Annotated in this window: 16 protein-coding genes; 14 read left to right on the top strand and 2 right to left on the bottom strand. The window is 59.6% G+C overall.

Annotation, left to right across the window (positions count from 1 at the left end; all coding sequences use genetic code 11):
* Positions 1-188: 188 nt before the first annotated feature.
* Positions 189-1,811: a diguanylate cyclase gene (locus tag BMZ67_RS00595; RefSeq protein WP_092019989.1), complete on the top strand. Its 1,623-nt coding sequence runs from the start codon at positions 189-191 to the stop codon at positions 1,809-1,811.
* 19 nt (positions 1,812-1,830) lie between these two features.
* On the opposite strand, the gene BMZ67_RS00600 is transcribed toward BMZ67_RS00595, so the two are convergent.
* Together BMZ67_RS00600 and BMZ67_RS00605 are read right to left on the bottom strand one after the other, a co-directional pair.
* A complete protein-coding gene (locus tag BMZ67_RS00600) occupies positions 1,831-2,823 on the bottom strand; it encodes a DUF6976 family protein (RefSeq protein ID WP_092019990.1) in 993 nt (330 codons plus the stop codon).
* Complete coding sequence (locus BMZ67_RS00605; RefSeq protein WP_139214308.1) at positions 2,820-3,551, bottom strand: hypothetical protein; 732 nt, start codon at positions 3,549-3,551, stop codon at positions 2,820-2,822. Before BMZ67_RS00605 ends, BMZ67_RS00600 begins: the two co-directional genes overlap by 4 nt.
* A 400-nt stretch (positions 3,552-3,951) precedes the next feature.
* Between BMZ67_RS00605 and aroQ the strand changes: the two genes are divergently transcribed.
* From aroQ to BMZ67_RS00670, 13 genes are all read left to right on the top strand, one after another.
* Positions 3,952-4,392 (top strand): type II 3-dehydroquinate dehydratase, encoded by a 441-nt coding sequence (gene aroQ, locus BMZ67_RS00610; RefSeq protein WP_092019992.1) that lies wholly within the window; start codon positions 3,952-3,954, stop codon positions 4,390-4,392.
* Positions 4,393-4,422: 30 nt separating this feature from the next.
* Entirely contained in the window at positions 4,423-4,890 is a 468-nt protein-coding gene (accB, locus tag BMZ67_RS00615; protein WP_092019993.1) for an acetyl-CoA carboxylase biotin carboxyl carrier protein, read from the top strand.
* Positions 4,891-4,908: 18 nt separating this feature from the next.
* Entirely contained in the window at positions 4,909-6,255 is a 1,347-nt protein-coding gene (accC, locus tag BMZ67_RS00620; RefSeq protein ID WP_092019994.1) for an acetyl-CoA carboxylase biotin carboxylase subunit, read from the top strand.
* Between the two features lie 57 nt (positions 6,256-6,312).
* On the top strand, positions 6,313-7,209 hold the full coding sequence (gene prmA, locus BMZ67_RS00625; RefSeq protein WP_092019995.1) for a 50S ribosomal protein L11 methyltransferase: 897 nt from the start codon (positions 6,313-6,315) through the stop codon (positions 7,207-7,209).
* 68 nt (positions 7,210-7,277) lie between these two features.
* Positions 7,278-8,576 (top strand): DUF3426 domain-containing protein, encoded by a 1,299-nt coding sequence (locus tag BMZ67_RS00630; RefSeq protein ID WP_092019996.1) that lies wholly within the window; start codon positions 7,278-7,280, stop codon positions 8,574-8,576.
* 230 nt (positions 8,577-8,806) lie between these two features.
* The gene (dusB, locus tag BMZ67_RS00635) at positions 8,807-9,802 is read left to right on the top strand and encodes a tRNA dihydrouridine synthase DusB (protein ID WP_175481838.1); all 996 of its coding nucleotides are present in this window, start codon (positions 8,807-8,809) and stop codon (positions 9,800-9,802) included.
* Positions 9,799-10,116: a DNA-binding transcriptional regulator Fis gene (fis, locus tag BMZ67_RS00640; RefSeq protein ID WP_092019998.1), complete on the top strand. Its 318-nt coding sequence runs from the start codon at positions 9,799-9,801 to the stop codon at positions 10,114-10,116. The genes dusB and fis overlap by 4 nt, the downstream gene beginning before the upstream one ends.
* Before the next feature lie 84 nt (positions 10,117-10,200).
* A complete protein-coding gene (gene purH / locus BMZ67_RS00645) occupies positions 10,201-11,781 on the top strand; it encodes a bifunctional phosphoribosylaminoimidazolecarboxamide formyltransferase/IMP cyclohydrolase (protein ID WP_092019999.1) in 1,581 nt (526 codons plus the stop codon).
* 19 nt (positions 11,782-11,800) lie between these two features.
* Positions 11,801-13,087, top strand: a complete 1,287-nt coding sequence (purD, locus tag BMZ67_RS00650; RefSeq protein WP_092020000.1) for a phosphoribosylamine--glycine ligase — start codon at positions 11,801-11,803, stop codon at positions 13,085-13,087.
* Between the two features lie 121 nt (positions 13,088-13,208).
* Complete coding sequence (locus tag BMZ67_RS00655) at positions 13,209-14,141, top strand: alpha/beta fold hydrolase (protein WP_092020867.1); 933 nt, start codon at positions 13,209-13,211, stop codon at positions 14,139-14,141.
* Positions 14,142-15,701, top strand: coding sequence for a cation:proton antiporter family protein (locus BMZ67_RS00660; RefSeq protein ID WP_092020001.1), 1,560 nt, complete (start codon positions 14,142-14,144; stop codon positions 15,699-15,701).
* 236 nt (positions 15,702-15,937) lie between these two features.
* On the top strand, positions 15,938-17,323 hold the full coding sequence (locus tag BMZ67_RS00665; RefSeq protein ID WP_092020002.1) for a sigma-54 dependent transcriptional regulator: 1,386 nt from the start codon (positions 15,938-15,940) through the stop codon (positions 17,321-17,323).
* Positions 17,320-18,378, top strand: coding sequence for a transporter (locus tag BMZ67_RS00670; RefSeq protein ID WP_175481804.1), 1,059 nt, complete (start codon positions 17,320-17,322; stop codon positions 18,376-18,378). Before BMZ67_RS00665 ends, BMZ67_RS00670 begins: the two co-directional genes overlap by 4 nt.
* Positions 18,379-18,402 lie beyond the last annotated feature (24 nt).

The raw sequence follows: 18,402 nt of genomic DNA on the forward strand, positions 1-18,402 counted from the left end.
GGCCTGTTGTCGGCTCGTATCATGCAGCCACAAAATATGACAAACGTTTACACGGCATGGCCTACGCCGACATTATTAAACACTATAGACTCTGTGAATTGACTAGTGTTGAAAAAAGACAGGCAGCGATAGGCCTTATCCAACCCGACAACCGCTGTCTTCAATAATAAAGGACCGCCAGAGAGCCTATGAACGAAGTGTCCCAGAAGGAAAAGCTCCGCCAACACTTTGCCCGACGCGTTACCACTCAGGCCAGGGTTGTGCTGGATACCTGGCAAAAGATCTGTACCTCCGACACCGATTCCTCAGCCTTCCGGGCAGATTTCGACAATGCCATCGACAAACTGGCCCGTTACGCGGAACGCTTTGAAATGAGCAGCCACGCCAGTGCTGGTCTTCGGCTTGCCGAAACCCTGAAGCAGTGGCCGGTCGGCAGTGCGCTCCCATCAGCCTTGATGGAGCCTTTCACATCGGCCATTGAGGATCTGTCCCAGGTCACCCAGCGCCGCACCGACCGGGGCTATGAGGAGCCACCGCGGGTCTACCGCCGCACTCCGGTCTACATAGCACTGAGCAATGGCGATATGGCCGCCCGGCTGATCAAGCAACTGGAGTTCTTCGGCTTCCGGGCCTGCGCCTTTGACAATGCTGAAAACCTGATTGAAGCCTGCGCCCTGCATAAGCCGGAAACCATCCTGGTAGACATCGGTTTTGGTCATGGTGGTCAGAGTGGCATCGAAACCGTGGAGCGTCTGCAGGAGCGCCATGAGACGCCCATCCCCATTATTTTCATCAGTGATGAAGACGGCACCATCGAGACCCGCCTGCGGGCATCCCGTTGCGGTGGAGAGGAGTATTTCTATCCAGCGGTCGATCCGGGGCAGTTGATCGAGAAAATCGAGACCTACACCCACGGCAACACAGTCGAGCCTTACCGGGTGCTGGTACTGGACGACTCCCGGGCCCAGGCCAAATTCATGGAGACGGTGCTGACCAAAGCCGGCATGAAGGCTCACATCATCACCGACCCCATGCAGATCATTCATGCCCTGGAACAGTTCTCGCCGGAAATCATCATCCTCGACATGTACATGCCTGGCTGTACCGGGATGGAGATCGCGCGGGTGATCCGCCAGCAGGATCGATTCCACAGCGTCCCCATCATCTACCTGTCCGCAGAGGATGATGTCAGCAAGCAACTCCACGCCATGAGCCTCGGTGGCGATGATTTCCTGACCAAGCCGATCGATCCCAAACACCTGGTCGCCACCATCCATAACCGTGGCCGGCGGGCTCGTTCACTACTGGCACTGATGATCCGCGACAGCCTGACCGGGCTGTACAACCACACCCATACCCTCAACCTGCTGGAACAGGAAATTGCCAAGGCCGAGCAGAAGGGTCATCCCCTGTGTTTTGCCATGATGGACATTGACTACTTCAAGAAGGTCAACGACACCTACGGCCACCCCATAGGCGACCGGGTGTTACGCAGTCTGTCGATGTTCCTCAAACAACGCCTGCGCAAGACCGATCATATCGGTCGTTATGGCGGTGAGGAATTTGCGGTGATTCTGCCAGGCACCCACGAAGACGACGCCGTGGCCGTGCTTAACGAGATCCGAGAACGCTTTTCGGAACTGCTGCAGCCAGCCGGCGACCACGAATTCCAGGTCACCTTCAGCTGCGGTATCGCACGCTGGAACGGCCAACAGGGCGAGAACGCCCAGAGCCTGTGTGAACGGGCTGACCGGGCGCTGTACCAGGCCAAATCAGAAGGGCGCAATACGGTGGTGCCGGCCGCCAACTGAGACCGGCACCACCGTCGGCTTACATCGCCTCCAGGGTGACGTATACCGCGGTCTGGTTCAGCAGTTGGTAGGCCACTTCACCAAAGGTGATGGGACCGGTCAGGTCGCCCGTTCGACGGCCTTCCAGCTCTGAGTACAGGTAGTTGAGAATACAGTTGCAGCCGAACAACACCTTGCCAGGCTCCGAGGGCATGGCCTGAAGGAACTGCTCCGGGTAGTCCCCAATCGGCCTGGCGAAGCGATACCGCACCCCTTCAAAGACCGGCGCATAGAAGGCAACCTCGCCACTGGCTTCATCCACCTCCTGAATACTGACGTTGACCATGGCCCCACTGTAATCCGCCACCAGCGGAAGCCGATGATCAATCCGGGCCGCTTTCATGTAGTTGGCAAGCTTGTCCGGCTTACCATCGACCAGGCAGTCGCCGGCCGAGAAGCCGGTGGCTGGGAACTCGATCTCAGCCCCGTCTCCGGGTTCAAACAGGCTGATGGCATGAACCATGGCCTCCGAACCCTCCGGCAACGCCAGGTGCAGTGCGATCGCCGCCTGCGTCAGACACTCCCCGGTGCGGCCATCTACCACCTGGGCGGCATCCTTCCCCAGCCGGTCAACCCGCACACCGGACACCCAGCCCGCAACCGGCTTCAGGAACATGTCGTGGTAGCTGGGCGCATAGCGGGCGTAATCTTCCAGAACGCCACTGCCGGCAGGCAAAATCAGCAGGGTGAAACCATTTTCCGGGGCATCCACCAGGAACGACGGCAATGACGACCGGTCGTAGCGCTCAATGACCCCCTCGCCGACATCAAACTGATGGATGAAAACCCGGTCGGAACGACAGGCACCGCCCTCTTCCGCCATGAAATAGGGTGTGCTGCCGCCAATCCAGTTCCCTCGCGGCAGGCTCGCCAGCAGTTCAACGTCGCCGGCAATGGCAAGGGTGGCACCGCTCTCGATCAGGGCACTGGCCTGTTCCAGATCCGCCAGCCAGCCTGAGGATCCCATAGTCATGACTCCAGCCTCCCCGCGGCAGCGCCGTCGCGAAACTGGGCCAACTGCTCAATTTCAGAAGCCAGCTGCTTCTCGTGCTTGATGAAGAAACGCCGGATCTCGTTGATCTTAAGTCGGCGAGCCTCCTCGCCCCGCAACTGGCCGAACTCCTGACGGCAGCGGGTCAGCAACAGACGCAAACTCAGCATCCTCACCTCTAGCGGGCGATCAGAGCTGAGCATGTTGTGCCAGACTGGGTCGTTTCCAGGCGGTATCTGCGTTGCCTTGGCGGCCCCCGGCCCTTCAGAGCGCAGCCGTTTCGACACGTCCTCGGCCACCCCGGGCAAGGTGCCTTCGCTGATGGCCAAGCGAATCTGCCAGGCCAGGTGCACATCAATATTCATCAGGTCACAGACCTGCCGGTAGCTCATGCCCGCCTGGAGACAGTCCACCACGCGGCTGGCCAGGCCGTGGCTGAACTCGTTACCCGACTCGCCAAGGTAGGCGGCCCGCTTTTCTTCGACCTCAAGACTGTCCGGAACCGTCGCGTGGATAAACGTCTGACAGGAACCCAGGTTGGTATGGCGCCAACGCGACAGGGTCTGATCCGGCAGGTAACGACCAAACCAGGAGCGCCCGCGCGTCAGGTAGACATGAATCTGACGGCTCTGCGCATCCATTCGGACATGACTGACGTCCCAGGGAGCCTTGACCCCCAGCAAGTGACGACACATCTCGACATCCCTCATTATTCCCCCCTTATTGTCGGGTGTCTTGATCTTGCATAGTTGCATGGCCCCAAAGTGCGCTACAGAGCACTCTGGCAGCATCCACCTAGCACTTCAGTAGCTGGCCTTTGGGCGGGGAAGTGACCCAAAAACCGTACGTCCGGAACCCCGGGTTATGAAACCAACGTCTTATGGACGGCATTCGCCGGGTTACTGACAATGGCCATGCTGGCTGGTGATGCCGACGAATGACGGCAGTCAGGTTGCGCCTTTTGGCCTCCCTGACCCCAAGCGTCATGGAATCGTCACTTCAAAGCCGCCAAAATGGATGGATTTTCATGGATTAATACCAGGACAAGCTGGAAAATGTTGCTAATTTCGGCAATCCTGTCAGAAAACATCAGTAAGGCAATTGCTTCCCATGTCTACAATCCTGGTTCTCCATGGCCCAAACCTGAACATGCTCGGCACCCGCGAACCGGAGGTGTACGGCCACGAAACCCTGAATGACATCGACAACCGCCTCCTCCGTCAGGCGGCCGAACGGGGCCACCACCTGCTTCACCTGCAATCCAATGCAGAATATGAGCTGATCGAACGGCTCCACGAAGCGCGTGCGGAAGGTGTCGATTTCATCATCATTAACCCGGCGGCCTTTACCCATACCAGCGTGGCGCTGCGGGATGCGATCCTCGCCACAGGTATACCGTTTATTGAAGTACACCTGTCGAACGTGCATGCACGGGAGGCGTTTCGCCATCACAGTTATTTTTCCGATATCGCCGTGGGCGTTATCTGTGGATTAGGCAGCCAGGGCTACGATCTGGCCCTGCAGGCTGCCATCAAACGAATCAACAATTGACCTGAACGTACAAACGGGACTGGACTGACTATGGACATTCGCAAAATCAAGAAACTGATTGAGCTGCTGGAAGAATCTGACGTCGAAGAACTGGAGATTCAGGAAGGCGACGACTCGGTACGGATCTCTCGTCGTCGCGAGCACAGCGGTGGTGGCATTGTCGCACAATACACCGTTCCGGCCGCCCAACCGGCCGCAGCGCCAGCGCCTGTCGCAGCACCTGCCGAGCCGGCCGCAGCAGCCCCTGCTGAAGCCAAGATCAGCGGCCACGCGGTGAAATCTCCGATGGTCGGCACCTTCTACCGGTCGCCGTCCCCAACGGCCAAGGCCTTTATCGAAGTTGGCCAGCAGGTCAACGCCGGTGACGTGATCTGTATCGTCGAAGCCATGAAAATGATGAATCAGATCGAAGCTGACAAGGCCGGCACGGTCACCGAAATTCTGGTCGAAAATGGCCAGCCGGTTGAGTTCGACCAGCCTCTGGTCGTCATTTCCTGATAGCGGTGTAGCTGAGCCATGGCCATGATAGAAAAAGTTCTGATCGCGAACCGGGGGGAAATTGCCCTCCGGATACTGCGCGCCTGCAAGGAGCTGGGTATCCGCACCGTTGCGGTTCACTCCCAGGTCGACCGGGACCTGATGCACGTTAGGCTGGCAGACGAATCCGTCTGCATCGGCCCGAACAGCCCGGTAGACAGCTACCTGAACATTCCCGCCATCATCAGCGCCGCGGAAGTGACCGATTCGGTCGCCATCCATCCCGGCTACGGCTTCCTGGCGGAAAATGCCGACTTCGCTGAAATGGTGGAACAGAGCGGGTTCCGCTTTATCGGTCCCTCTGCAGACGTTATCCGCCTGATGGGCAACAAGGTGTCTGCCATCAGCGCCATGACAAAGGCTGGTGTCCCAACGGTTCCCGGCTCCAACGGCCCGGTCACTGACGATGACGAACGCACCCTGCGCATCGCCCGCGAAATCGGCTACCCGGTCATCATCAAGGCAGCATCCGGCGGCGGTGGCCGCGGCATGCAGGTGGTCCACACTGAGGCATCGCTGCTCAAGAGCATCCAGATTACCCAGTCTGAAGCCCGCAATGCGTTCGGCGACGCCACGGTATACCTGGAAAAATACCTGGAGCGCCCCCGCCACGTTGAGGTTCAGGTCCTGGCCGATACCCATGGCAACGTCATCCACCTGGGTGATCGTGACTGCTCCATGCAACGCCGCCACCAGAAGGTTCTGGAAGAGGCACCGGCACCCAACATTGATCCGGAAGCACGGGAAGCCACACTGAATGCCTGCGTTCAGGCCTGCAAGGAAATCGGTTACGTTGGTGCTGGTACCTTTGAGTTCCTGTACCAGGATGGTCGCTTCTACTTCATCGAGATGAACACCCGGGTTCAGGTTGAGCATCCCGTGTCGGAGATGGTCACTGGTGTTGACATCGTCCGGGAGCAGCTGCGCATAGCCAGTGGCCTGCCACTGCAATACAGCCAGGACGACATCAAGATCAGCGGTCATGCCCTGGAGTGCCGGATCAACGCCGAGGACCCCACTACCTTTGTACCCAGCCCGGGCAAGGTGAAGCATTTCCACGCCCCTGGCGGCAACGGTGTGCGGGTGGACTCCCACCTTTATAGCAGCTATACGGTTCCACCATACTACGACTCCCTGATTGCGAAAGTGATCACCTGGGGGGATGACCGGGACATCGCACGGCGACGGATGAAGAACGCGCTGGACGAACTGGTGGTTGAGGGCATCAAGACCAACCAGCCCCTGCATCGAAAACTGGTACGCGATGGCGGCTTTAAACAGGTAGACTTCACCATCCACTACCTGGAGAAGCTGATTCGGGACTGACCCCAGCCGACTCTCCAGGGCAAACACGGACACTGAACAAGCCAGACGAGACCCCCTATGCCCTGGATTCAACTACAGATCCCAGCTGATCCGGAAACCGCGGATCAGCTGGAGGATCTCCTTATGGAAATGGGCGCCGACGCCGTTTCCATGGAAGACGCTGCCGACCAACCGCTGTACGAACCCGACCCGGGCACCACACCGCTGTGGCACCAGACCCAGGTCACCGGGCTGTTCGACTCCGAACGCAACATCGACCAGCTGTGTTCTGCCATCCGGGATGCCTGGCACCAGCAAACCCAACAAGCCCTGCCTGACATTGAGGTAACCCTGGTTGAGGACAAAGACTGGGAGCGAGCCTGGATGGACGACTTCAAACCATTGAAATTCGGCGAACGCCTGTGGATTGTCCCCAGCTGGCACGAAGCACCGGACCCCGATGCTGCCAATCTGATGCTCGACCCCGGACTGGCGTTTGGCACCGGCACCCACCCAACCACCGCCCTGTGCCTGGAATGGCTCGATGGCCAGGACGTGGCCGACGCCCAGGTCATCGATTACGGCTGCGGCTCCGGCATCCTGGGACTGGCAGCGCTGCTACTGGGTGCCCGTCATGTCATGGGGGTGGATACCGACCCACAGGCTCTGGAAGCCAGCCGCGACAATGCCCGCCGTAACGGTGTCGAGGACAGCCGACTGGACCTGTACCTGCCTGAAGACGAACCGGAGCTGATGGCCGACGTTATGCTGGCCAACATCCTTGCCCAGCCACTGATTTCACTGGCCCCACACCTGGCAAGCAAGGTTAGCCCCGGAGGGCACCTGGTACTGTCTGGCATCCTATCCAACCAGGCCCGCGACGTGATGGAAGCGTACGAGCCCTGGTTCACGATGGACGAACCGGTTCAGCAAGAAGATTGGATACGCCTCACAGGACGCCGCAACAACAGGTGACGACCGCAGGCTGAACGACTAAACTGCCCCGAGTCAAGGCAACCCCAGAGCAAGAGCAGGAAGGAAGGATGTCCGAGAGTAGTCTGCTGACCCGCTGCCCCAAGTGCAAAACCCAATTCCGGGTAACCGCAGAACAACTCAGCGTGGCCAACGGTAAAGTTCGCTGCGGTAGTTGTATGGGCGTTTTCAATGCCCTGGAGCACCGAACCACCGCGACACCATCCAAGCCGGCCGCTCAGCCTGAGCCGCCTAAAGCGGCTGAAGACAAACCGGCAAAACCTGCCGCCGCATTCCAACAGGCCTCGGAGGACGAGTTTGTCTTTGCCGACAACCCGGAAGAGGATGCATCCGAGCGCGGTTATAAAGGAAGCAACTCGCTGTTCTCGGAAGACGAGCTCAGCGACAGCTTCCTGGCCATAGAAGAAGGCTCGTTTACCGGCTTCACGGCCGACGACGAGCTGGAATCCGGCGAAACGAACGTAGACGAAAGCTGGGCTGAAGCCATACTCGACGATGACCACGACGAGCCGGCAGCCGCCAAACCGACGCCCCGTCCGCCAGAGTCTCCGGCACCGGCCCGCCAGGAACCCGCAGCATCCCGGGAACCGGACTTTCAGCTGGCGAGTGAGCCGGAGCCAACACCTCAACCTGAGCCCAAGGCCACTACTCAGCCCCCACGGCGGGAGAGCGCCGACGAACTCAGTCTGCAGCTGGACACCGACGATCGCCGCCCTCAGCCAGCCTTCACGGCAACGGGCACGTCGCAGGCCGCAGCCGAGCCACAACCTGAGACTTCCGAGGCGCCCAAATCCTCCGCAAAACCCGAGCAGTTCCAGAACCTGTCCCGGGACCCCATTTCGGTATCGGGCAAGCGAGGATACGGCTGGATCAAGACCACCTTCTGGACCCTTATGGTACTGGCGCTGCTGGGCGCTCTCGGGGCCCAGGTCGGCTACTACCAGTTTGACCGCCTGTCAGCCATGCCAAAGCTGCGCCCCTACTATGAAATGGCCTGTCAGTACGCTGGCTGTGAGCTGGCACCGCTGGTTGATATCGACAGCATCCAAAGCCGCAAGCTGGTGGTAAGAACCGACCCCGAGAACCGGACCGCCCTGGTGGTGGATGCCGAGATCGTCAACCGGGCACCGTTCGAGCAACCATTCCCGGCCATAGCCCTGACGTTCTCGAACCTGAACGGTGATGTGGTGGCCCAGAGCGTATTCCCTCCAGAGGCCTACCTGGCCGGCGAAGCGGGGCAGCTGGGCACCATGCCTTCGGAAGTTCCGGTACGGATTGCCATCCGGATTCGCGACCCCGGCCGTGATGCGGTCAACTACAATATTGTCTTCCGGCCTTACAGCCCGTAAGCGAGCACTGACTTCACCGCGACCAGCACAGGTCATCTGACAGACTAAAAGTCAACCAATAAGAGCGAAAAATAATCAACTTTTTCAGCCTTTCGCCTCTTCAATAGCGCAATTCTCGGCGGTATCATTGTCGCCCTTCGGAATTTGGGAGCACCATTCCCCTCGATCAGAGGGAGTCGCCTCCTGTCCGAGCCTCTCGCAAATTGCTATGACACCGGATCCAGACCATGCTGCCGACGACAAAAATCGGGCCTTATACGTTGCCCAACCCGTTGATCGTGGCACCCATGGCCGGTGTGACCGACCGTCCGTTTCGCCAGCTCTGCCGGCGACTCGGGGCCGGACTGGCGGTTTCCGAGATGGTGATTGCAGACAGCAAGCTTTGGCATACCCGCAAATCCAGACTGCGACTGGACCATGCCGGCGAACCCGAGCCACGGTCGGTACAGATTGCCGGCGGCGACCCGGACATGCTGGCCAACGCGGCACGGATGAATGCTGAACAGGGCGCCCAGATTATCGACATCAACATGGGATGCCCGGCTAAAAAAGTCTGCAACAAGGCTGCGGGCTCAGCGTTGATGAAAGACGAACCGCTGGTTCGTGACATTCTGACCGCCGTGGTGGCGGCAGTGGACGTCCCGGTGACATTGAAAATGCGCACCGGCTGGGACCCCGACCACCGCAATGCACCGCTGATTGCACGCATGGCAGAGGATGCCGGCATCCAGGCCCTGGCCATTCATGGCCGTACCCGGACGGATGCCTATAAAGGAGAGGCCGAGTACGACACCATCGCCGAGGTGAAATCTCAGGTCAGCATCCCGGTCTTCGCCAACGGAGACATTACCTCTCCGGAGAAGGCCAAGCAGGTCCTGAACCACACCGGCGCTGACGGCCTGCTGATCGGGCGCGCGGCCCAGGGCCGACCCTGGATCTTCCGGGAAATCCTGCATTTCCTGGAGACCGGAGAGCACCTGGCGCCTCCGTCTCTGGATGAGGTGGAGGACATTCTGAGCGGTCACCTTGACGCCCTGCACGCCTTCTACGGCGACGTCATGGGCCCCCGGATCGCTCGGAAACACGTGGGCTGGTATCTACAGACCCACGACGACAGCAAAGCATTCAGACGACGCTTCAACGCCATTGAAGACCCGTTGGAGCAGAAAGAAAGTATTCAACTGTATTTTTCAGGCTTACGAAATGGAGAGGTATTCGCAGCATGAGCGCTGAGACTTTGGCAAACGACAACCGGCTTCCGAATGCGGGTGATGACATCCATCAACTGCAAACGGTCAACAGCACCGGCAATGCCGTCACCCTGCGTGATAGCGTAGAGGTGGCCCTGAAAAACTACTTCGCCCAACTTGATGGTGCCCCGGTGACCGACGTCTACCAGCTGGTGCTTTCCGAAGTGGAAGCCCCGCTTCTGGAGCAGGTGATGAAGTACACTCGCAACAACCAGACCAAAGCATCCACCATGCTGGGTCTGAACCGCGGCACCCTGCGCAAGAAGCTCAAGCAGTACGGTCTGCTATAATCCAGACACCCTAATCTCAAGAGGGCCTCCCGGACTACTTTCGCGAGGCCTTCATTCGTTCATATCCAGTGAAAAATGTGAACCATGGCTAATCAGGAAAACACCCCCGTTCGTCGCGCGCTGATCAGCGTTTCCGATAAAACCGGCATCGTTGAATTTGCCAAAGGCCTTGTCGAGCAAGGCGTTGAACTGCTCTCCACCGGCGGCACCTTCCGCCTGCTCCAGGACAACCAAGTTGCCGTTACTGAAGTCAGTGATTACACCGGCTTTCCGGAAATGATGGACGGCCGGGTCAAGACCCTGCACCCTAAGATCCACGGTGGTATCCTGGGCCGTCGCGGCACCGACGATGCAGTGATGAGCGAACACCAGATCAACCCCATCGACATGGTGGTGGTGAACCTGTATCCGTTTGAAGCCACGGTTGCCAAGCCAGACTGCGACCTGCCAACCGCGATTGAAAACATCGACATCGGTGGCCCGACCATGGTTCGCGCGGCCGCCAAGAACCACAACGATGTCGCCATCGTGGTCAACGCCTCGGATTACGGCCGGGTTCTGGCGGAACTGGCTGACAACGGCGGCGAACTCACCTACGCCACCCGCTTCGACCTGGCGGTCAAAGCGTTCGAGCACACCGCCAGCTATGACGGCGCCATCGCCAATTACCTGGGTGGCCGCACCGCTGATAATGACAACGCCGACTTCCCACGCACCTTCAACACCCAGTTCGTTAAGGTGCAGGACATGCGTTACGGCGAGAACCCGCATCAGCGCGCCGCCTTCTACGCCGAAAGTAACCCCCAGGAAGCCAGTGTCGCGACCGCCACGCAACTGCAGGGCAAAGAACTGTCCTTCAATAACGTAGCCGATACCGATGCCGCCCTGGAATGCGTAAAACCATTCGCCGACCCGGCCTGCGTCATCGTCAAGCACGCCAACCCCTGCGGCGTGGCCATCGGCGCCGACATTCTCCAGGCCTACGACCTGGCCTTCGCTACCGACCCGACCTCGGCCTTTGGCGGCATCATCGCCTTTAACCGGGAGCTGGACGCGGAAACCGCCAAGGCGATCATTGATCGTCAGTTCGTTGAAGTCATCATTGCACCGACCGTTGCCGATGACGCCGTCGAGATCGTTGCCGCGAAGAAGAACGTTCGCCTGCTCGCCTGTGGCGAGTTCAACAGTGAGCGCAGCAAAGCCCTCGACTACAAGCGCGTGACTGGCGGCCTGCTGGTTCAGGACCGCGACCTGGGCATGGTTGCTATGGAAGACGTCAAGGTGGTAACCGAGCGTCAGCCGACGGAAGCGGAGCTCAACGACCTGCTGTTCGCGTGGGAAGTGGCCAAATACGTCAAATCCAACGCCATCGTCTACGCCAAAGCCGGCCGTACCATCGGTATTGGTGCAGGCCAGATGAGCCGGGTGTACAGCGCCAAGATCGCCGGCATCAAGGCGGCAGACGAAGGTCTGGAGGTCAAGGGCTCGGTGATGTCTTCCGATGCCTTCTTCCCGTTCCGCGATGGCATTGATGCCGCTGCTGAAGCCGGCATTACTGCGGTGATCCAGCCGGGTGGCTCCATGCGAGACCAGGAAGTGATCGACGCAGCGAATGAGCACGGCATTGCCATGGTCTTCACCGGCATGCGCCATTTCCGCCATTGATCAGCGAAGGAAAAACACGATGAATATTCTGGTAATTGGTAGCGGCGGACGTGAACACGCACTGGCCTGGAAAGCAGCCCAGTCTCCGGACGCCGACAAGGTGTTCGTCGCCCCCGGCAATGCCGGTACGGCGCGGGAACCCAATCTGGAGAACGTCGATATCGACGTTATGGACCTGAACGCCCTCGCCGACTTTGCCGAGGCCAACAACGTCGGTCTGACCATTGTTGGCCCGGAAGCACCGCTGGTAGCTGGCGTTGTTGACCTGTTCAACAGCCGCGGCCTGCGCGTGTTCGGCCCCACCGAAGGCGCCGCCCAACTGGAAGGCTCCAAGGCGTTCACCAAGGACTTCCTCGCCCGTCAAAACATCCCGACCGCAGGCTACGGCAACTTCACCGACGTTAACGAGGCCCTGGCCTACGTTCGTGAGCAGGGCGCACCGATTGTGGTCAAGGCCGATGGCCTGGCCGCCGGTAAAGGCGTCATCGTCGCCATGACCCTGGAAGAAGCGGAAGAGGCCATCAAGGACATGCTCGCGGGCAATGCCTTTGGTGACGCCGGTAGCCGCGTGGTCATCGAGGAGTTCCTGGAAGGCGAAGAAGCCAGCTTCATCGTGATGGTCGATGGCGAGCACGTGTTGCCGATGGCCACCTCCCAGGATCACAAACGCGTCGGCGATGGCGATACCGGCCCCAATACCGGTGGCATGGGCGCCTACTCTCCGGCTCCGGTGGTCACGGCTGATGTGCACCAGCGCATCATGGACGAGGTAATCTACCCCACCGTTCGTGGCATGGCCGCTGAAGGCCATCCATACACTGGCTTCCTTTACGCTGGCCTGATGATCGACACCAACGGTGCACCCAAGGTCATCGAGTTCAACTGCCGCTTCGGCGACCCGGAAACCCAGCCGATCATGCTGCGGATGAAGTCCGACCTGGTTGAACTGTGTCAGGCCGCCATCGATGGCAAGCTCGACCAGTGCGACTCCGAATGGGACGGGCGAGCATCTGTTGGCATCGTACTGGCCGCGGGCGGTTACCCGGCCAGCTACAACAAGGGCGACGTGATTTCCGGCCTGCCGACCGATGAGACCGAAGGCGAGAAGGTCTTCCACGCCGGTACCCAACTCAACGGCGACCAGGTGGTAACCAATGGCGGCCGGGTACTGTGTGCCACCGCCCTTGGCAACACCGTGACCGAAGCCCAGCAGCGAGCCTATGCCCTGGCTGGCCAGATCAGCTGGGATGGCGCCTTCTACCGCAAGGACATCGCCTACCGGGCCATCGCCCGGGAAAACGGCTGATTTCCCCAGCGGTAACGCATCAAGAAGGCCCGGTTGCTGATTGACCGGGCTTTTTTTTGCTTTACTGTAACGAGCTAACAAACAAAGGATTTTTCAACCAGTAAGGATGGAGACCCGGATCATGAACAAGCAGTTCCCACTGAACCTGGCACTGCTGGCCTGTATTCTGGCACTGCTGGCCGGCTGCAGCCGTTACGAGCTGTTCGACAAAGCCATCGCCTGGGAGCGTGACTCCGCCGGCCTGACCCCTCACGAAATCACCGTCGGTGACCTCCGTATTGCCTATCTCAGCAACACCGAGGCCCGCGATGGCCAGGTCCTGGTGATGATCCACGGCTTCGCCGCCAACAAAGACAACTGGGTGCGCATGGCCGGCGAACTGACCGAACACTACCAGGTGTATGCCATCGACCTTCCCGGGCATGGCGACAGCAGCAAAGAATTGGACCGCGACTACCGCCTGCAAAACCAGGTCGAATACCTCAATCGCATTCTCTCAGCGCTGGAGCTCGACCAGGTGAACCTTATTGGTAACTCCATGGGTGGCGCAATTACCGTACTCTACTCGGCCCGCTATCCGGATCAGGTGAAGAATGCGGTACTGTTCAATCCGGCCGGTGTCTTTCACTATGAAAGCGAGCTGGTCTCTCTGGTCAGGGACGGCTCCAACCCGCTGATTGTCAGTCAGCCGGGCGATATGGAGCGGCTGGTGGACTTCGCCTTGGAGGAAAAACCCTTTGCGCCCTGGCCAATTTACGAGGTGATGGAGGAGCGGGCCATTGCCAACCGTGCCGTCAATGAAAAGATTTTCCAGGCCCTGCGGGACTCCGGTAGCGAAGCATCCTTCCTCGACGCACTGGCTACCATCTCCGCGCCAGTGCTGATTATCTGGGGTGACCAGGACCGGGTGATCAATTTCCGCAATGCGGAGTTTTTTGAACAGCAGATACCGGTGTCCGAGGCCCTCGTTCTCGAAGGCATTGGCCACGCCCCGATGATTGAGGTGCCTGAGCGCTCGGCCACCCTGGTCCAGTCTTTTATTGGCGACAACTGAATGTCTGAAGCACTGTGGATTACTTTCGCATTCACCCTGGGCTTGCTGGTGAAGTCCGTCGGATTGCCCCCGCTGGTGGGTTATCTGGCGGCCGGCTTTGCCTTAAGTGGACTCGCCACCGTCACCCCACTGGCGGTTGAGAACACCGAATTTCTCGACCACGTGGCCCATCTGGGGGTGCTGTTGCTGCTGTTTACGGTGGGGCTGAAACTGAAGTTGCGATCGATCCTCAGTGCCGAGGTGATTGGCGGCGGGCTGTTGCATTTCACGATCACCACCGCCATTTTCACCCCGGCGGCGTACCTCGTGCTGGGCATGGACTTCCAGCACGCGGTGCTGCTGGCCATCGCCCTGTCGTTCTCCAGCACCGTACTGGCCGCCAAGGTTCTTGAAGGCAAGCGGGAGCTGCGGGCTTTTCACGGCCGGGTAGCCATTGGCATCCTGATCGTCCAGGACCTGATTGCCCTGGTGGTCATGAGCGTTACCTCGGGCGAATCCCCTTCGCCTTGGTCACTGCTGGTGTTTGCCCTGCCCCTGCTGCGCCCGGCCCTATACCGTTTGCTTGATGCTAGCGGGCACGATGAGCTGCTGGTACTGCTTGGCCTGCTGCTGGCCCTGGTCCTCGGTGGCATTGGCTTTGATGCAGTGGGACTGAGCTCGGAGCTGGGTGCGCTGATCTTTGGCGCGATGCTCGCCAACCACCCGCGGGCGATCGAACTGTCACGCTCTCTCTGGAGCGTCAAGGAAGTCTTCCTTGTCGCCTTCTTCCTGCAAATCGGGATCGGCGGCCTACCTGATCACGATGCCCTGATGTTCGCCCTGGTGGCGGCGCTGGCACTCCCCCTCAAAGGTGTGCTGTTCTTTTTCCTGTTGCTGGCATTCCGGTTACGGGCACGCAGCAGCTTCCTGACGTCCCTGTCCCTGAGCAACTACAGCGAATTTGGCCTGATCGTGGCCAGTGTCGCCCTGCCGGAGTGGCTGATCCCGCTGGCCATCGCGCTGTCGCTGTCGTTTGTCATTTCCGCCCCGATTAACCGGATCTCTCACTCCCTCTACGAGCGCTACTCCCAACGCCTGACCCCCTTTGAAGGCCACCGCCGACACCCGGATGAGCAACCCATTTCCCTTGGCGACACCCGTATCCTGGTGATGGGCATGGGGCGCACCGGCTCAGCGGCCTACGACCGGCTTGCCGAGGCGGAGCCAAACATCATGGGACTGGACTCCGACCCGGCCAAAGCCCATATGCACCTTAAGGCCGGAAGAAATGTGGTGTTCGCCGACGGGGAAGACACCACCTTCTGGGCCGACGTAAAAATGCCCAACCTCAAAGCCGTGGTACTGGCCATGAGTGACATTGAAGGCAAGGTGATCGCCGCCCGTCAGCTTCGCCACAAGGGGTTTGATGGCTACATCATCGCCCATACCATGTTTGCTGATGAGGCTGAACTCATCAAGGAAGCCGGCGCCAACGAGGCCTACCTCACCATGAACGAAACCGGCGTTGCCCTCGCCAGCCACATCGACGACTACATGACCCACAATCACCAACCCCGCTGAGCGCGGGTCGCTTTTCAGCCATTCTCCCTTGCGGCCGTCAGTGTTTTTTACAGGTTCACTGGCGGTGTTACCCGATTAGGGTGCGCAACCGTCTTGTTTTCCTGCCAGGATTTTTTCATGGCACACATCCTGCCTTAATATCCGAATATCTGTTCAGCCGCAATTCCTGCGCCTGTACCCCCGGTATCGCTGAGTCGCAGTCCAGCCCGATAACCAATATCGACTGGAGAAATGACATGGAGCACAGAAGAACGCTGCTTTGGCTTTCACCCTCGCCTGATCCTGCGATCACGAGTCTGTTGCTTTCCAACCACTGGGACATCCACCAGATCAACCTCCACCAGCCCCCCCACGAGATTGCCAACGGCAATGGCGCCCGGGTTGGCGTCCTCGATCTGCAGCACTGCGTCACGGACGATGTCCCATTGCTGGAAGACTGGTTAAACACCCTAAGCCCAACCACCTGGGTTGGGCTGACCACCACCGCGCCCCTGGAGGACCAAATCCTGAGCAACGTGATCGGGACCCATTGTGCCGATTACCACACCATGCCACTCGACTCCACACGCCTGAACACCGTACTCGGGCACCTGTGGGGCATGGCCCGCCTGAGGGCTCAACTGGTGTCTGGAGAACGAGCCTCGCTGCAACGCCACGCCCTCGCTGGCAACTCAGACGTCATACGTCACACCCGCTCAATGCTGCAACGGTTTGCTGGCACGTTGGAGCCAGTCTTGATCTACGGCGCCAGCGGCACCGGAAAAGAGACCGCTGCACGTTATATCCACGACCACTCCCCGGTTAGCCAAGGGCCCTTTATCTCAGTGAACTGCGCCGCCCTTCCCCCGTCCCTGACCCAGAGCGAGCTGTTCGGCTACGAGAAAGGCTCCTTTACCAGCGCCTCGGAGTCACGGGTTGGCCGCCTGGAGGCCGCCCATGGGGGTAGCCTGCTGCTGATGGGGATCAACGAGCTGCTGCCCGACCAGCAGTCTGCCCTGCTGCGCTTTCTCCAGGACGGTCTCATCGACCGGATTGGCGGCAAGAACCCCCGGAGCATACAGACCCGGGTTATTGCCACCAGTGCCCACCCCCTGGACGAACTGGTCCAGAGCCAGCAGTTCCGCAAGGATGTGTTCTACCGCCTGGGCGGGCTGTCGGTTCAGCTACCGGAATTGCAGGAACACCTGGAGGACCTGCCGGAGCTGGTCGATTTGTTTTTTGCCACCGCCGCCAGCCAGGGCAACAAGCTTCACTGGCGCCTCAGCGAAACCGCCATGCGGGCACTGATGGCCCATGACTGGCCAGGCAATATCCGGGAACTGGACAACCGGCTGCGCCAGGCCATTCTGCTGAGCGACAGCCAACAGCTGTCACCCCAGGACCTGGGTTTTCCCGCCGATACAGACACCCATCCCGAAACCCTCAGCCTCGATCATTTCCGGGCTCAGGCCGAGCGTCAGGCGGTCCGCTGCAGCCTGGCCATGACCCACAACAACGTCTCGGCGGCGGCGCGCCTGCTCGACATTTCCCGGGTGTCGCTGTATCGGCTGATGGAAAAGCACAAAGGCGCAATTGCCCATGCCTCCCAGCAGGGCAGCAAACGGGGAGACGAATTCTCATGAGATGGACAAAGCACCGGCTAGGCCTGACGTTACTGGCCTGTATTTTCGGTTACCCGGTTTTCGCCGATGACTACGACGACTACGGTGCGCCGGAATCGGAGCAGTACCAGCCAGACAAGGCCAGCGAGATTGCCTCCATCACCACGGATCGGGGGATTGTCACGCGACCGGGGAAGCTGACGGTGGAACCGGCATTTTCCCATGCCTACAGTAACTCCACGGTCGTTGCCATTGAAGGCTATACCGTCATCCCGGCCCTGGTGGTGGGCCTGATCAACATTACGGAAGTGCAGAGGGACATTTTTATCGCCGCCCTGTCACTCAAATACGGTATCAGCAGCCGGCTCGAAACCGGCCTACGCATTCCCTACCTGAGCATTCAGGAGGATCACCGCGAACGTCAGGCGTTTCAGGGGACCCCCTTGGACAATTTGCGGGAATCCGATGGCGAGGGGCTCGGTGATGTCGAGTGGAACCTGCGCTACCAGTTCAACGACGGTCTCGCTGGCTGGCCCTACGTGATCGGCAATTTTCTGGTCAGGGCCCCCACCGGCGAGAACCCCTACGAAGTCGACCGGAGGGAACTGCTGGACGATCAGGGCAACGTTGTGGGTATTGTCCTTGCCGAACGTCCGACCGGTTCCGGTTTTTGGTCGTTCGAGCCCGGACTGTCGTTTATCTACCCTTCGGACCCGGCGGTGCTGTTTGGCAACGTCAGCTACGGCTATACCCTCAAGGACGATAAAGGCCCGGAAAACGGGGGCACCATCAATCCCGGCAACGTCACCCGGTTCGGCTTCGGGATGGGCTTTGCTTTCAACGAACGCACGTCGTTCAGCCTTGGCTACGACCACTCAGTGATCCCCAAAACCAGCCTGGAAACCGGTGACAACCTCACCGACACCCAGTTCGACCGGATCCAGATTGGCTCCTTGTCCTTCGGGCTGTCGCAACAGTTTTCCCGAAGCACCAGTATGAACCTGACCGTCAGTATCGGGGTCACCGAGCAGGCGCCTAACAGTGAAATCTCAGTGAAGTTTCCGCTGACGTTCTGAGCCCCCCTTCCAGAAAAATCCACC

The organism is Marinobacter zhejiangensis, from assembly GCF_900114775.1.
GTDB classification, from domain to species: Bacteria; Pseudomonadota; Gammaproteobacteria; order Pseudomonadales; family Oleiphilaceae; genus Marinobacter; species Marinobacter zhejiangensis.

What these genes read in the sequence shown, in the direction of transcription:
- BMZ67_RS00595 (WP_092019989.1), top strand. Translation starts at nt 189, where the DNA reads ATGAACGAAGTGTCCCAGAAGGAAAAGCTCCGCCAACACTTTGCCCGA.
- BMZ67_RS00600 (WP_092019990.1), bottom strand. Translation starts at nt 2,823, where the DNA reads ATGACTATGGGATCCTCAGGCTGGCTGGCGGATCTGGAACAGGCCAGT.
- BMZ67_RS00605 (WP_139214308.1), bottom strand. Translation starts at nt 3,551, where the DNA reads ATGAGGGATGTCGAGATGTGTCGTCACTTGCTGGGGGTCAAGGCTCCC.
- aroQ (WP_092019992.1), top strand. Translation starts at nt 3,952, where the DNA reads ATGTCTACAATCCTGGTTCTCCATGGCCCAAACCTGAACATGCTCGGC.
- accB (WP_092019993.1), top strand. Translation starts at nt 4,423, where the DNA reads ATGGACATTCGCAAAATCAAGAAACTGATTGAGCTGCTGGAAGAATCT.
- accC (WP_092019994.1), top strand. Translation starts at nt 4,909, where the DNA reads ATGGCCATGATAGAAAAAGTTCTGATCGCGAACCGGGGGGAAATTGCC.
- prmA (WP_092019995.1), top strand. Translation starts at nt 6,313, where the DNA reads ATGCCCTGGATTCAACTACAGATCCCAGCTGATCCGGAAACCGCGGAT.
- BMZ67_RS00630 (WP_092019996.1), top strand. Translation starts at nt 7,278, where the DNA reads ATGTCCGAGAGTAGTCTGCTGACCCGCTGCCCCAAGTGCAAAACCCAA.
- fis (WP_092019998.1), top strand. Translation starts at nt 9,799, where the DNA reads ATGAGCGCTGAGACTTTGGCAAACGACAACCGGCTTCCGAATGCGGGT.
- purH (WP_092019999.1), top strand. Translation starts at nt 10,201, where the DNA reads ATGGCTAATCAGGAAAACACCCCCGTTCGTCGCGCGCTGATCAGCGTT.
- purD (WP_092020000.1), top strand. Translation starts at nt 11,801, where the DNA reads ATGAATATTCTGGTAATTGGTAGCGGCGGACGTGAACACGCACTGGCC.
- BMZ67_RS00655 (WP_092020867.1), top strand. Translation starts at nt 13,209, where the DNA reads ATGAACAAGCAGTTCCCACTGAACCTGGCACTGCTGGCCTGTATTCTG.
- BMZ67_RS00660 (WP_092020001.1), top strand. Translation starts at nt 14,142, where the DNA reads ATGTCTGAAGCACTGTGGATTACTTTCGCATTCACCCTGGGCTTGCTG.
- BMZ67_RS00665 (WP_092020002.1), top strand. Translation starts at nt 15,938, where the DNA reads ATGGAGCACAGAAGAACGCTGCTTTGGCTTTCACCCTCGCCTGATCCT.
- BMZ67_RS00670 (WP_175481804.1), top strand. Translation starts at nt 17,320, where the DNA reads ATGAGATGGACAAAGCACCGGCTAGGCCTGACGTTACTGGCCTGTATT.